The organism is Micromonospora auratinigra, assembly GCF_900089595.1.
In the GTDB taxonomy this organism is placed as follows: Bacteria; Actinomycetota; Actinomycetes; order Mycobacteriales; family Micromonosporaceae; genus Micromonospora; species Micromonospora auratinigra.
Genome location: NZ_LT594323.1, coordinates 4079364 through 4093516 on the forward strand (window position 1 = coordinate 4079364; position 14153 = coordinate 4093516).

The 14153-nt window shown below is 73.1% G+C and carries 17 protein-coding genes; 13 read left to right on the plus strand and 4 right to left on the minus strand.

All coding sequences use genetic code 11. From position 1 onward, the window contains the following. Positions 1–9 precede the first annotated feature (9 nt). The 5 genes from GA0070611_RS18130 to GA0070611_RS18155 all read left to right on the plus strand — a co-directional run bounded on the left by GA0070611_RS18130 (position 10) and on the right by GA0070611_RS18155 (position 7589). The gene (locus GA0070611_RS18130) at positions 10–1446 is read left to right on the plus strand and encodes a TldD/PmbA family protein (protein ID WP_091665814.1); all 1437 of its coding nucleotides are present in this window, start codon (positions 10–12) and stop codon (positions 1444–1446) included. After that, positions 1443–2852, plus strand: coding sequence for a TldD/PmbA family protein (locus GA0070611_RS18135; RefSeq protein ID WP_091665816.1), 1410 nt, complete (start codon positions 1443–1445; stop codon positions 2850–2852). The genes GA0070611_RS18130 and GA0070611_RS18135 overlap by 4 nt, the downstream gene beginning before the upstream one ends. A 935-nt stretch (positions 2853–3787) precedes the next feature. Further along, positions 3788–4594 carry a hypothetical protein gene (locus GA0070611_RS18145; protein WP_091665822.1) on the plus strand — a complete coding sequence of 269 codons (807 nt, stop codon included), beginning with the start codon at positions 3788–3790 and terminating at the stop codon, positions 4592–4594. Positions 4595–4605: 11 nt separating this feature from the next. Then, positions 4606–6519: a fumarate reductase/succinate dehydrogenase flavoprotein subunit gene (locus tag GA0070611_RS18150; RefSeq protein WP_091665824.1), complete on the plus strand. Its 1914-nt coding sequence runs from the start codon at positions 4606–4608 to the stop codon at positions 6517–6519. Further along, the gene (locus tag GA0070611_RS18155; protein WP_091665826.1) at positions 6519–7589 is read left to right on the plus strand and encodes a succinate dehydrogenase/fumarate reductase iron-sulfur subunit; all 1071 of its coding nucleotides are present in this window, start codon (positions 6519–6521) and stop codon (positions 7587–7589) included. The genes GA0070611_RS18150 and GA0070611_RS18155 overlap by 1 nt, the downstream gene beginning before the upstream one ends. A 73-nt stretch (positions 7590–7662) precedes the next feature. Here the strand turns inward: GA0070611_RS18155 and GA0070611_RS18160 are convergent, their stop codons facing one another. Then, the gene (locus tag GA0070611_RS18160) at positions 7663–8112 is read right to left on the minus strand and encodes a (deoxy)nucleoside triphosphate pyrophosphohydrolase (protein ID WP_091665829.1); all 450 of its coding nucleotides are present in this window, start codon (positions 8110–8112) and stop codon (positions 7663–7665) included. Positions 8113–8296: 184 nt separating this feature from the next. Between GA0070611_RS18160 and GA0070611_RS18165 the strand changes: the two genes are divergently transcribed. Genes GA0070611_RS18165 through GA0070611_RS18180 form a run of 4 tightly spaced genes read left to right on the plus strand, consistent with a single transcriptional unit; the run spans position 8297 to position 10486 of the window. Further along, on the plus strand, positions 8297–8605 hold the full coding sequence (locus GA0070611_RS18165) for a 4a-hydroxytetrahydrobiopterin dehydratase (RefSeq protein ID WP_091665832.1): 309 nt from the start codon (positions 8297–8299) through the stop codon (positions 8603–8605). A 33-nt stretch (positions 8606–8638) separates the two neighbouring features. Next, the gene (locus GA0070611_RS18170; RefSeq protein WP_091665835.1) at positions 8639–9001 is read left to right on the plus strand and encodes a PH domain-containing protein; all 363 of its coding nucleotides are present in this window, start codon (positions 8639–8641) and stop codon (positions 8999–9001) included. Between the two features lie 29 nt (positions 9002–9030). Next, the gene (locus tag GA0070611_RS18175) at positions 9031–9753 is read left to right on the plus strand and encodes a class I SAM-dependent methyltransferase (RefSeq protein ID WP_091665837.1); all 723 of its coding nucleotides are present in this window, start codon (positions 9031–9033) and stop codon (positions 9751–9753) included. A 37-nt stretch (positions 9754–9790) separates the two neighbouring features. Then, positions 9791–10486: a SanA/YdcF family protein gene (locus GA0070611_RS18180; RefSeq protein ID WP_091665839.1), complete on the plus strand. Its 696-nt coding sequence runs from the start codon at positions 9791–9793 to the stop codon at positions 10484–10486. A gap of 13 nt (positions 10487–10499) precedes the next feature. Here GA0070611_RS18180 and GA0070611_RS18185 read toward each other — a convergent pair whose 3' ends face one another. Together GA0070611_RS18185 and GA0070611_RS18190 are read right to left on the minus strand one after the other, a co-directional pair. After that, the gene (locus GA0070611_RS18185; protein ID WP_091665842.1) at positions 10500–10760 is read right to left on the minus strand and encodes a hypothetical protein; all 261 of its coding nucleotides are present in this window, start codon (positions 10758–10760) and stop codon (positions 10500–10502) included. Then, positions 10757–11074 carry a DivIVA domain-containing protein gene (locus GA0070611_RS18190; RefSeq protein ID WP_091665844.1) on the minus strand — a complete coding sequence of 106 codons (318 nt, stop codon included), beginning with the start codon at positions 11072–11074 and terminating at the stop codon, positions 10757–10759. The genes GA0070611_RS18185 and GA0070611_RS18190 overlap by 4 nt, the downstream gene beginning before the upstream one ends. Before the next feature lie 227 nt (positions 11075–11301). Here GA0070611_RS18190 and GA0070611_RS18195 point away from each other — a divergent pair, with 227 nt between their 5' ends. From GA0070611_RS18195 to GA0070611_RS18210, 4 genes are all read left to right on the plus strand, one after another. Continuing rightward, the gene (locus GA0070611_RS18195; RefSeq protein ID WP_091665847.1) at positions 11302–11712 is read left to right on the plus strand and encodes a GntR family transcriptional regulator; all 411 of its coding nucleotides are present in this window, start codon (positions 11302–11304) and stop codon (positions 11710–11712) included. Positions 11713–11987: 275 nt separating this feature from the next. Next, entirely contained in the window at positions 11988–12227 is a 240-nt protein-coding gene (locus GA0070611_RS18200; RefSeq protein WP_091665850.1) for a hypothetical protein, read from the plus strand. 81 nt (positions 12228–12308) lie between these two features. Continuing rightward, positions 12309–13127 (plus strand): tetratricopeptide repeat protein, encoded by an 819-nt coding sequence (locus tag GA0070611_RS18205; protein WP_091665852.1) that lies wholly within the window; start codon positions 12309–12311, stop codon positions 13125–13127. A 7-nt stretch (positions 13128–13134) separates the two neighbouring features. After that, positions 13135–13635, plus strand: coding sequence for an AAA family ATPase (locus GA0070611_RS18210; RefSeq protein ID WP_091665854.1), 501 nt, complete (start codon positions 13135–13137; stop codon positions 13633–13635). Between the two features lie 12 nt (positions 13636–13647). On the opposite strand, the gene GA0070611_RS18215 is transcribed toward GA0070611_RS18210, so the two are convergent. Further along, a complete protein-coding gene (locus GA0070611_RS18215) occupies positions 13648–14115 on the minus strand; it encodes an ArsI/CadI family heavy metal resistance metalloenzyme (RefSeq protein WP_091665856.1) in 468 nt (155 codons plus the stop codon). Positions 14116–14153: the final 38 nt, after the last annotated feature.

A 14153-nucleotide genomic window follows, 5' to 3' on the forward strand; every position in this document is an offset into this window, starting at 1 on the left:
GGTCGGCGCATGAGCGAGTTCGACGTGGCGACCGCCGCCGTCCAGGCCGCCCTCGACGCGGGAGCGCGGTACGCGGACGCCCGGGTGATGCACCGCCGCTACGAGTCGATGTCCGCCCGCAACGGCGACATCGAGGAGCTGACCCAGGACGAGAGCATCGGGCTGGGCGTCCGGGCGCTGGTCGGGTCGAGTTGGGGCTTCCACGCCGTACCCGAGCTGTCGGAGGCCGCGGCCCGCGACGCCGGCCGGCGCGCCGCGGCGACCGCCACCGCGAGCGCGCGGGTCCCCGGTCCCCCGGTCGACCTGGTGCCGGTGCCGGCGGCGGTGGCCAGTTGGGCCTCCGGTTGCGAGGTCGACCCGCTCGGCGTGCCCCTCTCCGACAAGGGCGACCTGCTGGTCCGGGCCACCGGGACGATGCGCGAGCACGGCGCCGACCTGGCCGAGGGGCTCTACCAGATCTGGGACACCACCAAGTGGTTCGTCTCCAGCGAGGGGCACCGGATCGACCAGCACATCCGGGAGTGCGGCGGCGGCATCTCGGCCACCTCGATCGGCGACGGCGAGACGCAGCGCCGGTCCTGGCCGAGCTACCGGGGGCAGTACGGCACCACCGGTTGGGAGCTGGTCACCTCGCTCGACCTGGTCGGGCACGCCGCCCGGATCGCCGAGGAGTCCCGGGAGTTGCTCACCGCCCCGGAGTGTCCGTCCGGCGAGACCGACCTGATCCTCGGCGGCGAGCAGCTCGCCCTCCAGATCCACGAGTCGGTCGGGCACGCCATCGAGCTGGACCGGATCCTCGGCTGGGAGGCCGCCTTCGCCGGCACCTCCTGGCTGGACCTGACCCGGCTGGGCTCGCTGCGCTACGGCTCGGAGCTGATGAACGTCACCATCGACCCGACCATCCCCGGCGCGCTCGGCAGCTTCGGCTTCGACGACGAGGGCTCCCCGGCGGTCAAGCGCGACGCGGTGCGCGCCGGCCGGTGGGTGGGGGTGCTCGCCGGCCGTGACTCGGCCGCCGTCGCCGGTCTGGGCTACGGCGGCAGCGTACGCGCGGACGGCTGGGCCCGGCTGCCGATGGTGCGGATGACCAACGTGGGCCTCGAACCGGGGCCGCACACCCTCGACGAGATCATCGACGCCACCGACGACGGGGTGCTGATGGACCTCAACCGCTCCTGGTCGATCGACGACAAGCGGCTCAACTTCCAGTTCGGCTGCGAGGTCGGCTGGGAGGTGAAGCGGGGCCGGCGGGGGCGGATGCTGCGCAACCCCACCTACACCGGGATCGGGCCGCTCTTCTGGCGCTCGATGGACATGCTCTCGTCGGAGATCGTCCCGTGGGGCACACCGAACTGCGGCAAGGGGCAGCCCGGCCAGGTCGGGCACACCGGCCACCCGGCCGCCCCGGCCCGCTTCCGCAACGTACGGGTGGGGGTGCGCGCGTGACCGCCGAGCTGGATCTCGCCGGACGGGTGGTGGAGCTGGTCCGCCGGCTCGCCGGGCCGGACGCCCTCGCCGAGGTGGTGGTGTCCCGGGGCGAGCTGGCCCTGACCCGGTTCGCCAACTCGTTCATCCACCAGAACGTCGCCGAGGCCGGCACGAGCCTGCGCCTGCGGCTGCACGTGGCCGGGCGGACCGCCGCCGGCAGCGGCAGCCTGGTCGACGCCGACGGGCTGACCGCGCTGGTCGAACGGACCCTCACCGCGGCCCGGCTCGGCCCGCCCGACCCGGCCTGGCCGGGGCTCACCCCACCGGCGCCGGTCCCCCCGGCCGGCGGGTTCGACGAGGCCACCGCCGGCGCGACCGCCGACGAGCGGGCCGAGCGGGTACGCGCCTTCGTGGACGCGGTGGGCGGCCTGGAGGCGGCGGGCTACTGCCGTACGGCGTCCCGGTCGGGGGCGTTCGCCAACTCGGCGGGGCACTCGGCGGTGGGCCGGACGGCCGAGGCGGCGATGGACGGCATCGCCCGCACCGGTGGCGCGGACGGGGTGGCCCGGCTCTGCGCCGACCGGCTCGACGAGATCGACGGCGCGGCGTTGGGCGCCCGGGCGGCGGCCAAGGCGCGGGCCGCGGCCGACCCGGTGGAGCTGCCCCCGGGCCGGTACGAGGTGGTGCTCGAACCGGCCGCCGTCGCCGACCTGCTGCAGAACTTCGCCTGGTTCGGCTTCAACGGCAAGCGGCACGCCGAACGGCAGTCCTTCGCCGAGCCGGGCGTAGCCCAGTTCGACCCGGCGGTGACCCTGGTCGACGACCCGGCGCACGGCTCCGGCCTGCCATACGACCTGGAGGGCACGCCTCGGGCGGCGTTGCCGCTGGTCGAGGCGGGGACCACCCGGGCGGTGGCGTACGACCGGCGCAGCGGCGCCGAGGCCGGCACCGGATCCACCGGGCACGCGACGGCGGGCTCGTCGACCTTCGGCCCGATCCCGCACAACCTGCGCATGCTGCCGGCCGAGGACGCGGGTGGCGACCCGGGTGCGGTGGTGGCCGGGCAGGTCAGCGGTGGGGTGTCCGGGGCGGTCGCGGATCCGGACACGGCCGCGCTGGTCGCCGGCGTCGAGCGTGGGCTGCTGGTCAGCGACTTCTGGTACACCCGGGTGCTCGACCCGCGGCAGCTGGTCGTCACCGGGCTCACCCGCAACGGGATCTGGCTGGTCGAGGACGGGGTGCCGACCCGGGCGGTACGCGACTTCCGCTTCACCGAGTCGTACCCGCGTGCGCTCGGTCCCGGCCGGGTGCTCGGCGTCGGTCGGCGGGCGGTACGCCAGCCGGACCGCTTCGACAGCTCCTGGTGGGAGGCACCGCCGCTGCGCCTGGCGTCCTGGAACTTCACCGGCGGCGCGTCCGGCTGACCTGCGCCGCCGGGCCCCGACCGGCGCGGCGCAGTCGCCGTCGGCCGGCGGCCCGCGTCGCCGGACGGCCGCCGACGTCGCCGGGGCGGCGGGCCGGTCCTCCTCGGCGGCGTGGGCCGGCCTGGTCGACGCGGCCGGCCCGGCCAGCTTGGTCGGCGCGGCCTGGTCCACCTCGTCGGCCCGGTCGAGTGGCCGGCCCACGCACTCCGTCCCGGATCCCGCAGCACTACCTCATCCGGCCACTACGAACTTGATGACGCGGATGATTCACCGGGCTCCGGCCGCGACGGTCGACGAGTCCGGCCGCTCACCAGCTGGCGGCCGGGCGCGTGGCGGCCGGACAGGTGGCGGGCGAACCGGTGGCGGCCGGACAGGCGGCGCCCGGACAGGCGGCGGCCGGACAGGCGGCGGCCGGACAGGCGGCGGCCGCGCGGGTGACGGCCGCGCGGGTGACGGCCGCGCGGCGGCCGGGGGCATCTCAGCCGTCGAGGTGGCGATGCATCCTCGTCATCAAGTTCGTAGCGGACAACCACGACACCGCCGGGTCGGTGACGACGGCCGACGACGGATGACCGACGGCAGACGACAGACGACGACCGACGTTGCGGACGCCGGCAGGACGACGCCGGGCGACGCCGGGCGACGCGTCGAGGAGCGACGCCGACGTCGACAGGCGGTGGGCGGCGTACCGCACCGACCGCTCGCCGAATATTGATCATGGTCCGGGTCTTTCCAACCTGCGGGACACACGGGACACTGCGTTGCGCGGCCGGGCCGCGAAGATCGGCGTAACGTGTGTCACTTAGCTGCGCCGGTTCGCCGGTGTGGTCGTTGTGCGTGCGCAAGACGTGGCAGTGGACGCGGTCTCGCCGGTCCGCTGACCGGAACGGAACGTGATCCGCCCCCGCGAGGGCGCCGTCAGGGAGACGACTCGAATGACATCAACGGCAACGAGGCCGCGAGGGGCGCGGGCACGCGCCGCGATCGCGGCGAAAACGTTGCGGACCGACCGCTGGTGGTTCGCGCCACTGATCACCGTCGTCGGGCTCAGCGCCTGGGTCATCTACGCGACGGTCCGGGTCTTCATGCACAAGTGGTACTGGGTGGACCAGTACCACTACCTGACGCCGTTCTACTCGCCCTGCGTCACCGAGCGGTGCGTCGAGGGCTCCTCGCACTTCGGCAGCTTCCTGCCCGGCTGGTGGATCATCCCGGACGCGGCGCTGACCCTGCCGTTCCTGCTGCTCTTCCGGCTGACCTGCTACTACTACCGCAAGGCCTACTACCGGTCGTTCTGGCTGTCGCCACCGGCCTGCGCGGTGCCGGACGGGCACAAGTCCTACAGCGGTGAGACCCGTTTCCCGCTGCTCGGGCAGAACCTGCACCGCTACTTCTTCTACGCCGCCGCGATCATCTCGCTGATCAACACCTGGGACGCGATCTACGCCTTCCACTCCCCGAAGGGCTTCGGCTTCGGGCTCGGCAACGTGATCCTGCTGGTCAACGTGGTGATGCTGTGGGCGTACACCGCCTCCTGCCACTCCTGCCGGCACATCATCGGCGGCCGGCTGAAGCACTTCTCCAAGCACCCGATGCGGTACAAGGCCTGGAGCGGGGTGTCCTGGCTGAACGTCCGGCACATGCAGCTCGCCTGGATCACGCTCGGCACGCTGGCGCTCACCGACTTCTACGTCATGGCGATCGCCGCCGGCTGGTTCAACGACCTGCGGTTCATCAACTGAAGGCCCGGGACATGACTGAGACGCGAATCGAACGACACCACTACGACGTCGTCGTCATCGGGGCCGGCGGCGCCGGCCTGCGGGCGGCGATCGAGGCCCGGCTGGCCGGCAAGAAGACCGCGATCATCTCGAAGTCGCTCTTCGGCAAGGCGCACACCGTGATGGCCGAGGGCGGCGCGGCCGCCGCCATGGGCAACGTGAACGCCCGGGACAACTGGCAGGTGCACTTCCGCGACACCATGCGCGGCGGCAAGTTCCTGAACAACTTCCGGATGGCCGAGCTGCACGCCAAGGAGTCGCCGCAGCGGATCTGGGAGCTGGAGACCTACGGTGCGCTCTTCGACCGCACCAAGGACGGCAAGATCTCGCAGCGGAACTTCGGCGGTCACGAGTACCCGCGGCTGGCGCACGTCGGCGACCGGACCGGCCTGGAGCTGATCCGTACCCTCCAGCAGAAGATCGTCTCGCTCCAGCAGGAGGACAAGCGGGACCACGGCAGCTACGACGCCCGGATCAAGGTCTTCGCCGAGACCACGATCACCGAGCTGCTGCTCGACGGCGACCGGGTGGCCGGCGCGTTCGGCTACTACCGGGAGTCCGGGGAGTTCGTCCTCTTCGAGGCCCCGGCGGTGGTCCTGGCGACCGGCGGCGTCGGCCGCTCCTACAAGGTCACCTCGAACTCCTGGGAGTACACCGGGGACGGTCACGCGCTGGCGCTGCGCGCCGGGGCGACGCTGATCAACATGGAGTTCCTCCAGTTCCACCCGACCGGCATGGTCTGGCCGCCCTCGGTGAAGGGCATCCTGGTCACCGAGTCGGTGCGCGGCGACGGCGGCGTGCTGAAGAACTCCGACGGCAAGCGGTTCATGTTCGACTACGTCCCCGACGTGTTCCGCAAGCAGTACGCGGACAACGAGGCGGAGGCGGACCGCTGGTACAAGGACCCGGACAACAACCGGCGTCCGCCGGAGCTGCTCCCCCGCGACGAGGTCGCCCGGGCGATCAACAGCGAGGTCAAGGCCGGTCGGGGTACGCCGGCCGGCGGCGTCTACCTGGACATCGCCTCCCGGCTGCCGGCCGAGGAGATCCGTCGTCGCCTGCCGTCGATGTACCACCAGTTCAAGGAGCTGGCCGACGTCGACATCACCAAGGAGCCGATGGAGGTCGGGCCGACCTGCCACTACGTGATGGGCGGCGTCGAGGTGGACCCGGACTCCGGGGCCGCGTACGGCACCGTGCGCGGGCTCTTCGCCGCCGGTGAGGTCTCCGGTGGCATGCACGGCTCGAACCGGCTCGGCGGCAACTCCCTGTCGGACCTGCTGGTCTTCGGCAAGCGGGCGGGCGGGCACGCCGCCTCGTACGCCGATCAGGTCACCGCGCGCCCGAAGGTGGCGGTGGGCGCGGTGGAGGCCGCGGTGGAGACGGCGCTGGCGCCGTTGCAGCGGGACACCGGGGAGAACCCGTACAAGCTCCAGCAGGACCTCCAGGCGGTGATGGGGGATCTGGTCGGCATCATCCGCCGACAAAGCGAGCTCGAGGACGCCTTGAGCAGGCTGGCCGAGCTGCGGGAGCGGGTGGCGAAGGTGAGCGCGGCCGGCGGGCGGCGCTACAACCCGGGCTGGCACCTGGCGCTGGACCTGCGCAACATGCTGGTGGTCTCGGAGTGCACGGCGAAGGCCGCACTGGAACGGCAGGAGTCGCGCGGCGGGCACACCCGGGAGGACCACCCGGGGATGGACCCGAAGTGGCGGCGGGTGAACCTGGTCTGCTCGCTGGACGGCGACGCGGTCCGCCTGGAGCGCAAGCCGCTGCCCCGGATGCGGGCGGAGCTGATCCGGCTCTTCGACCGCGCGGAACTCTCCAAGTACCTGACCGACGAGGAGCTCGCCGAGTTCGACGCCCTCGCTGAGGAGGCGGGCAACTGATGGGAAGCAAGAGGCAGTTCCGCATCTGGCGGGGCGACGAGACCGGCGGCGACCTCCAGGACTACGCGGTCGAGGTGAACGAGGGCGAGGTCGTCCTCGACGTCATCCACCGCCTCCAGGCCACCGACGCGCCGGACCTGGCGTGCCGGTGGAACTGCAAGGCCGGCAAGTGCGGCTCCTGCTCCATGGAGATCAACGGCAAGCCGCGGCTGAGCTGCATGACCCGGATGTCGACGTTCGAGGAGGACGAGACCGTCACGGTCACGCCGCTGCGGACCTTCCCGGTCATCCGGGACCTGGTCACCGACGTCTCGTTCAACTACGAGAAGGCGCGGGAGACCCCGGCGTTCGCGCCGCCGGCCGACGTGGCGCCGGGCGACTACCGGATGCAGCAGGTGGACGTCGAGCGCTCGCAGGAGTTCCGCAAGTGCATCGAGTGCTTCCTGTGCCAGAACGTCTGCCACGTGATCCGCGACCACGAGGAGAACAAGCCGGCGTTCTCCGGTCCCCGGTTCTTCATCCGGGCCGCCGAGCTGGACATGCACCCGCTCGACGCGAAGACCGACCGCAAGGAGTACGCGCAGGCCGAGATGGGCCTGGGCTTCTGCAACATCACCAAGTGCTGCACCGAGGTCTGCCCCGAGCACATCAAGATCACCGACAACGGGATCATCCCCATGAAGGAACGGGTCGTCGACCGCAGGTACGATCCCCTTGTGTGGCTTGGTAGCAAGATCTTCCGGAGGGGTCAGGTGCCTCAGACCAGCGTGACCAGCGGGCATTCCAGCGGCGCCGTGACCGCCAGCGCCGGCCGGGGCGGTGTGCACTCGCACGCCGGCGGCTCGCACGACGCGGTGGCCGAGCGGCAGGCGCAGCAGGGCGTCAACTGGCACCGCGAGGTGCCGCACCCGACGGCCCCGGCGGTGGACGACAACGGCAAGCTGCCGCTGACCGAACTGACCTTCGACCGGGCCGCCGCGCCGTCGCCGTTCGGCGACGACGTGACGTTCCCGCTGCCGCCGGAGCACCTCAACTTCGCGCACCCGCAGCAGGACGAGCCGAAGCACTGAGCGACACCCGAACGACGACGGGGGCCGCGGCGACAGCCGCCGGCCCCCGTCCCCTTTTCGACCCGGTGTCCGGTTATCCGGTCGCGTCGTCGGCGAGCAGCGGGCGCAGCGCCACGACGACCGGTTCGTCGGCCGGCAGCCAGTGGACGCTGTCCAGCTCGGCGGCGGAGAGCCAGCGCAGCTCCGAGTGTTCGAGGGCCTGCGGCTGGTCACCGTGGAGCAGGCGGGCCGCGTACACCCGGAGGACGGAACGGCCGTGGGCCATCCGGACGTCCCGGCCGACCCTCGCCCCGATCTCCACGCGTACGCCGAGTTCCTCGGCGCATTCGCGGACCAGCGCGGCGACCTCGCCCTCGCCCGGCTCGACCTTCCCACCAGGGAATTCCCACCGCCCGGCCACCTCGGGCGGGGCGGAGCGGGCGCAGGCCAGCACCCGGCCGTCCACGATGATGGCCGCCCCGACGACGACCTTCGGCTCCCGCCGCTCGGTCTGTCCGTTACCGCTTGTCCATTCGGTCCGCACGGGCGTCCAGCGTGCCAGATCAATCGGCGGTTCGGGTAGCTGAGGCCGACGTCAGTCCAACAGAACCCGGAAGTGTGGGCGTGGACACACCATCCGCGCGGGGACAGACTAGAGGGCGTCGACGAGGACACGGGATGGCGACGATTTGGCCACAAGCCGGCAACGACGCCTGGGAGGTGCGGTGATGCGCGTGCTGTTCAACAGCCGCTCGAAGCACGACTACCTCAGCGACGCACTGACCCTGCTGTCCGGCTGGACCCGCGAGGGCGAACAGATCCGCCGGATCCTCGTGCTGGACGACACCCAGCACGCCGCGCTGACCGAGCGGGTGGCGGTGGTCGCCGACGCGCTGCGGCTGCGACCCGAGATCAGCCGGCGCGCCGACCGTACCCAGATCCGGCTGGGCCACGACGACGGCGAACCGCTGACCGAGGGCGAGGTGCTGCTGGCCGCGCGGATCGAGGACGCGGTCCGCGCCGTCACCGGACGCTGAGCCCGCTGGCGCGTCCCGCCTACCGTCGGGTGCATGGCCAAGCCCCCGTACGACCGTAGGGACCAGTTCCAGCAGATCCAGAGCGGCCTGCTGCCCAACGAGCAGATCGTCGCGGTCTACGACGCGATCGGCACCGGCACCGGCTTCATCGGGCTGACCGACCGGCGCGTGATCATCCAGGACCGCTCGTTCGTCGGTAAGAAGTACGCCATCACCAGCATCCCGTACGCCAAGGTGACCAGCGTCAGCGTGGTGAGCAACAAGTCCTGGGGCGGCGAGTTCTTCTCGACCGGGGCGATCGCCATCCACGTGGGCACGCAGACCTACGAGGTCGAGTTCCGGGGCGCGCAGAAGGCCCACCACGTGCACAACGTCATCCTGCACCACATCTCCTGACCGGGTCACCGCCGGTAGGGTCCGACGTCATGATCGACCCACGGCTCATCGCGCTCTACGACGTCGAGAACCCCTGGGGGCGCGACGACGACTTCTTCCTCCGACTCGCCGGGCAGACCCCGGCGGCCCGGGTGCTGGACCTGGGCTGCGGCACCGGTCGGCTGACCGTGGCCCTCGCCGCGGCCGGACACCGGGTCACCGGGGTGGAGCCGCAGCGCGCCGCCCTCGACGCCGCCCGCGCCAGGCCCGGCGCGGACCGGGTCACCTGGCTCGAGGGCACCGCCGCCGACCTGCCCACCGGCGGGTACGACCTGGCCCTGGCGACCAGCCACGTCGCGCAGGAGATCCGGGACGACGCCGACTGGGCGCGGACCCTCACCGACCTGCGCCGGGCGCTGGTCGACGGGGGCCGGTTCGTCTTCGACTCGCGCGACCCGGCCGCCCGGCGCTGGGAGCGGTGGAACCCCGTCGACTCCCGCCGCCGGCTGGCGCTGCCCGCCGGCCCGGTGGACGCCTGGACCGAACTGACCGGGGTACGCGAGGCAGTGGTCGCCTTCCGGCACCACTACGTCCTGCCCGACGGGGCGGAGCTGACCAGTCCCGGAGCGCTGCGCTTCCGCACGGAGGCGGAACTGCGGGCGGCCCTCGCCGACGCCGGGTTCACCGTCGAGCGGATCTGCGGCGGCTGGGCCGGTGAACCGGTCGGCACCGGCGGGGACGGGGAGCTGATCGTCGTCGCCCGGGCAGCCTGACCGCGCCCGCCCGGCGATAATCGGCGGCGTGCGGGGAATGGTCGAGGCGGTCGGGCAGTGGTGCGGGCGACGCCGGCGGCTGCTGCGCCGCGTACTCCTGACAGGGGTGGTCGGCGGGCTGCTGCTGGCGGGCGCGACCGTGGGCAGCGCGACGTGGGTCCGGGCCGGCGCGGCCGGCCACCTCTACCCGGAGGCCGAGGTGCCGTCGGCGCCCGTCGCCCTGGTGCTCGGCACGAAGGTGGGGCCGGACGGCGAGCCGTCCCCGTTCCTCGCCGCCCGGCTGGAGATCGCCCGGCGGCTGCTCGCCGCCGGCAAGGTCCGCGCGATCCTGGTCTCCGGCGACAACATGCACCACGACTACAACGAGCCGGACGCGATGCGGCGCTGGCTGGTCGAGCGGGGCGTGCCGGCCCGGCAGGTGGTGCTCGACTACGCCGGCTTCGACACGTACGACTCGTGTGCCCGGGCGAAGCGGATCTTCGGGGTGGACCGGGCCACCGTGGTGACCCAGTCCTTCCACCTGCCCCGGGCCGTGTCGCTCTGCCGGCACCTGGGCATCGACGCGAACGGGGTGGGCGACGACAGCGCCCGCCGGTACGGCCGCTGGCGGATCAGCGCCGCCCGGGAGTACGGCGCCTGCGTGAAGGCCGCGCTGGACCTGCTCTCCGGGCGCGACCCGGCGCAGCTCGGCCGGCACGAGACCGGCGTGGAGGACGCCCTGCGGCAGGGCTGAGCGGACCCGGGCGTCACCGGGTCACCCGCCGGGCGCAGGGCCCGTGGTGGTCGGCCCGCAGCAGGCAGCGCCTACCTCCGGGCAGCCGCAGGTCACAGAAGACCCGATGGCGTACGCCTTGCTCGTCCTCGGCCGACACGGTGGTCTCCCCCGGATCGGCCGTCGACAACACGCCGGCCCAGCGGGCCACCACCCGGGCCAGGCGTACGGCACCGGTGAGGTCTGCGGCGGCGACCGGCAGGTGGATGACGAAACGTTCCCGCTCGGCGGTCACCGGTACCGTCCGGCGTTCTGCCGCTGCTGGGCCTGCTCGGACTGCCAGCGGCGCAACGCGTCCCTGATCCGCGCCGTCTCCCGCCGGCTCTCCCCCGGCGCCCGGTACGCGGAGGCCAGGTCGTCGGCCACCCGGTCCAGGAACTCCGTCACCTCCGCCGGGTCCAGTCCGCGCCGTCCCAGCCGGGTCGCGCGGAACCGTCGCCCGCGCACCTGGCCCGGTGACAGCGGGGTGTACGTCGAGGAGCGGTAGCACGTCGACGGGAAGCGTCGCGGCCGCTCGTTTCGGCGCAGTCCCCGTAGCAACGCTCGCACGGTGGTCCCACCCCTTTCGCGTCAGGTCCGGAAGGGGTGGCCGAGCCCGCCCGCCGCGCACGGGCCGACCACCCAGCCCCACCACCGCAGCTCCGATCAGCAGTACGACAGCAGGGCCGATCACCAGTCGGCATGTTCGAGCGTTTCCACCCGACCACCTTCTGTCACTGCGGTCAGGGGCTCAGGGGCACAACCACCCTTGCCCATAGGGGAACAAGGCTCTGCCCATGACCATCGATCCGCACTCGCACACGCCGGTCTACGTGCAACTCGCCAACCTGCTCCGAGAGCAGATCGAGACGGGAGAACTGCGGCCCGGGTCGGCACTTCCCAGCGAGGCACGGCTCACCCAGGAACACGGAGTCGGCCGGGAGGCCGTCCGAATGGCAGTCGCGCTGCTCCGCTCCGAGGGCCTCGTCAAGACCGTGCGCGGACACGGCAGCTACATCCGACAGACGCCGGAGCGGCGTCAGGTCGAGTTGGTGCCGGGCGCGTCGGTCGTCGCCCGGATGCCGAGTGGCAAGGAGCGCCGGGCGATGCAACTCGACGAGGGCGTACCGGTGCTCGAGGTCCGCGACCCGCGCGGCGGCGTCGAGGTCCTGGCCGCCGACGAGGTCGAGTTGACCCGCCCCGCCTGATCCCGCCACAGCTTCGGGTGCATCTGTCGTCGCCGGGGGCGACAACAGATGCGCCCAGAGACGGTGCCGGCTACCGGCCGGGCGAGCGGTGCACGCCCCACGCCGCGGTCGCCCACGAGCCGCCCCAGAGCTAGGTGGGCACGACCGACCTCGTCGCCCGCGGGAGGCGGACCTGGCCGTCGCCGGGCCGGTGCTACCGGAGCGCCCGAGCGCTGAGTACGCCGACTCAGGCGCCCCCGACCCGCCCCCGTGAGGCTGGTCGGCATGACGACCCCATGATGGTCCTGTTGCTGGTGGGGGCGGGCGGACCGGCGCTGATCGCACTGGTCGCGTACGGGTTGGGACGGGCCCGCACGGCCGTTGCCCTCCTGGTCCTGGCCGTGGTGCTCGGTGTGCCCGCGCTGCCGTCGGCCGCCCGGGCGTACCGGGAGTCGACACCGCCGCCCGCCCCGGGGACGCCGGTGCTCGGGTGCCACGAGCGCAGCGGCGGCGACACCCGCTGCCCGGGCGGCTGAGCGCCGTCTCCCATGGGCCACCGTCCTACCGGTGGGTGATACTTCCTTGCCCCCGATCGGGCAGGGACGAGGAGCAGCCGCATGACGCCGCAGACCACCGACGAGCCCGACGCGGTCGCCCGGGCAGCCGAACTGGCTCGGGCCGAGCAGTTCGCGCCGGCGGTCGCGCTCCTGCGCGAGCACCTGGCGGCAGATCCGGCCGACAACGTGGCCTGGCGCCGCCTCGCCGGCGCCCTGATCGGGCTCGGTCGCCACGCCCTCGCCGTCGAGGCGGCGGGCCGGGCGATCGACCTCGATCCCACCGACGTCGCGGCCCACCGGCACAGGGCGCTGGCCCGTCTCCTGCTCGACAGACCCGAGGACTCGTACGCGGACGCGCAGCACGCGGTGCGGCTCGCGCCGGACGACCCGGAGGCGCTCAGCCTGCTCGCGTGGAGCGTGCTCCGGGTCGACCGCGACCCCACCCGGTTCCGGGAGTTGGTCCAGCAGGCCCTCCGGGCGAATCCGGACAGCCCTCCGGCGAACAGGGCGGTCCGGCACCACCGGAGGATGCGCCGCTGGGCCGTCGCCTCCGGCGTGCTGCTGGCGGCCCTGCCCGGCGGGGGCGTGCCGCTCCTGCGCTGGTGGGCGGCCGGCGACGGGTCGACCGACGACCGGTCCGTGGTCGTCCTCCTGGTCGTAACCGTCGGCTGCCTCCTGTTCGGCGTGTCGGGGGCCCGCGCGTTTCCGCTGCTCACCTGGGCCCAGAGCGGGCCGGCGGCGGGTGTCGCCGGGCTCCTCGCGGCAGCCGCCGGCTACGCGGCCGTGCACGGCGTCCCCACCGCAGTGGCGGCCGGAACGGCCGCGATCGTCGTCGCGGTGCTCTTCTGGCTCGTCCTGTTCCGTCGCCGCGCCCGGTAGGCGGCCGATGGCGCGGGTGCTGATCACCGGGATGTCCGGGGCGGGCAAGACGACGCTGCTGCGCGCGTTGGCCGGCCGCGGCTACCGGACCGTGGACACCGACTACGACGGCTGGACCACGGCCGACGGCCGGTGGGACGAGCCCCGGATGGCCGCGCTGCTGGCGGGACGGGGCCCGCTCGCCGTCTCCGGGACGGTGGAGAACCAGGGCCGGTTCTACCACCGCTTCGACCAGGTCGTGCTGCTGAGCGCCCCGATCGACGTCCTGCTCGACCGGGTCCGCGACCGCACCGACAACCCGTACGGCGGGACGGCCGGGCAGCGGGCGGAGATCCGGCGGTACACCCGTGAGGTCGAGCCGCTGTTGCGTCGCGGGGCGACCGTCGAGCTCGACGGCACCCGGCCGGTCGAGGCGCTCGCGGACGAGGTGGCGGCGCTGCTCGACGGGGTACGCGCCCAGCTCCGCCGGGCCCGTCCGCCGGCCGGGGAACCGGGGACGGGCAGCTGACGGCGGGACGGGTCAGCAGCAGTTCGCGGCCGCTGCGGCGGTGGCGGGCTGCGCCTCGCCGGCGGGGGTGCAGCAGGCGCTCTCGGTGGCCTTGGCCAGCTGCGGGGAGTCGGCCTTGACGGTGTAGACCTCCCAGGGCTCGTCGCCGGGGCCGCGCACCCAGACCTTGTCCTGGAGGGCGTAGCAGCACTCGGTGTCGTTCTCCTCCAAGGTGATCAGGCCGGACTCGGTGAGGCGCCGGGTGGCGGCGGTGACCTCGTCGGTGCTGGCCACCTCGACGCCGAGGTGGTCCAGGACGGTGGGCTGCTCGGCCTCGCCTTCGAGCAGGACGAGCTTGAGCGGCGGGTTCTGGACGGCGAAGTTCGCGTAGCCGGGGCGGCGCTTGGCCGGCTCGACGCCGAAGAGCTTGGTGTAGAAGGCCACGGAGCCTTCGAGGTCGGACACCCGCAGGGCGAGCTGGACACGGGACTGCTGGGCCATCGCTGCCATCCTTGTCTAGAAGTTCTTCGAAGCAGTCC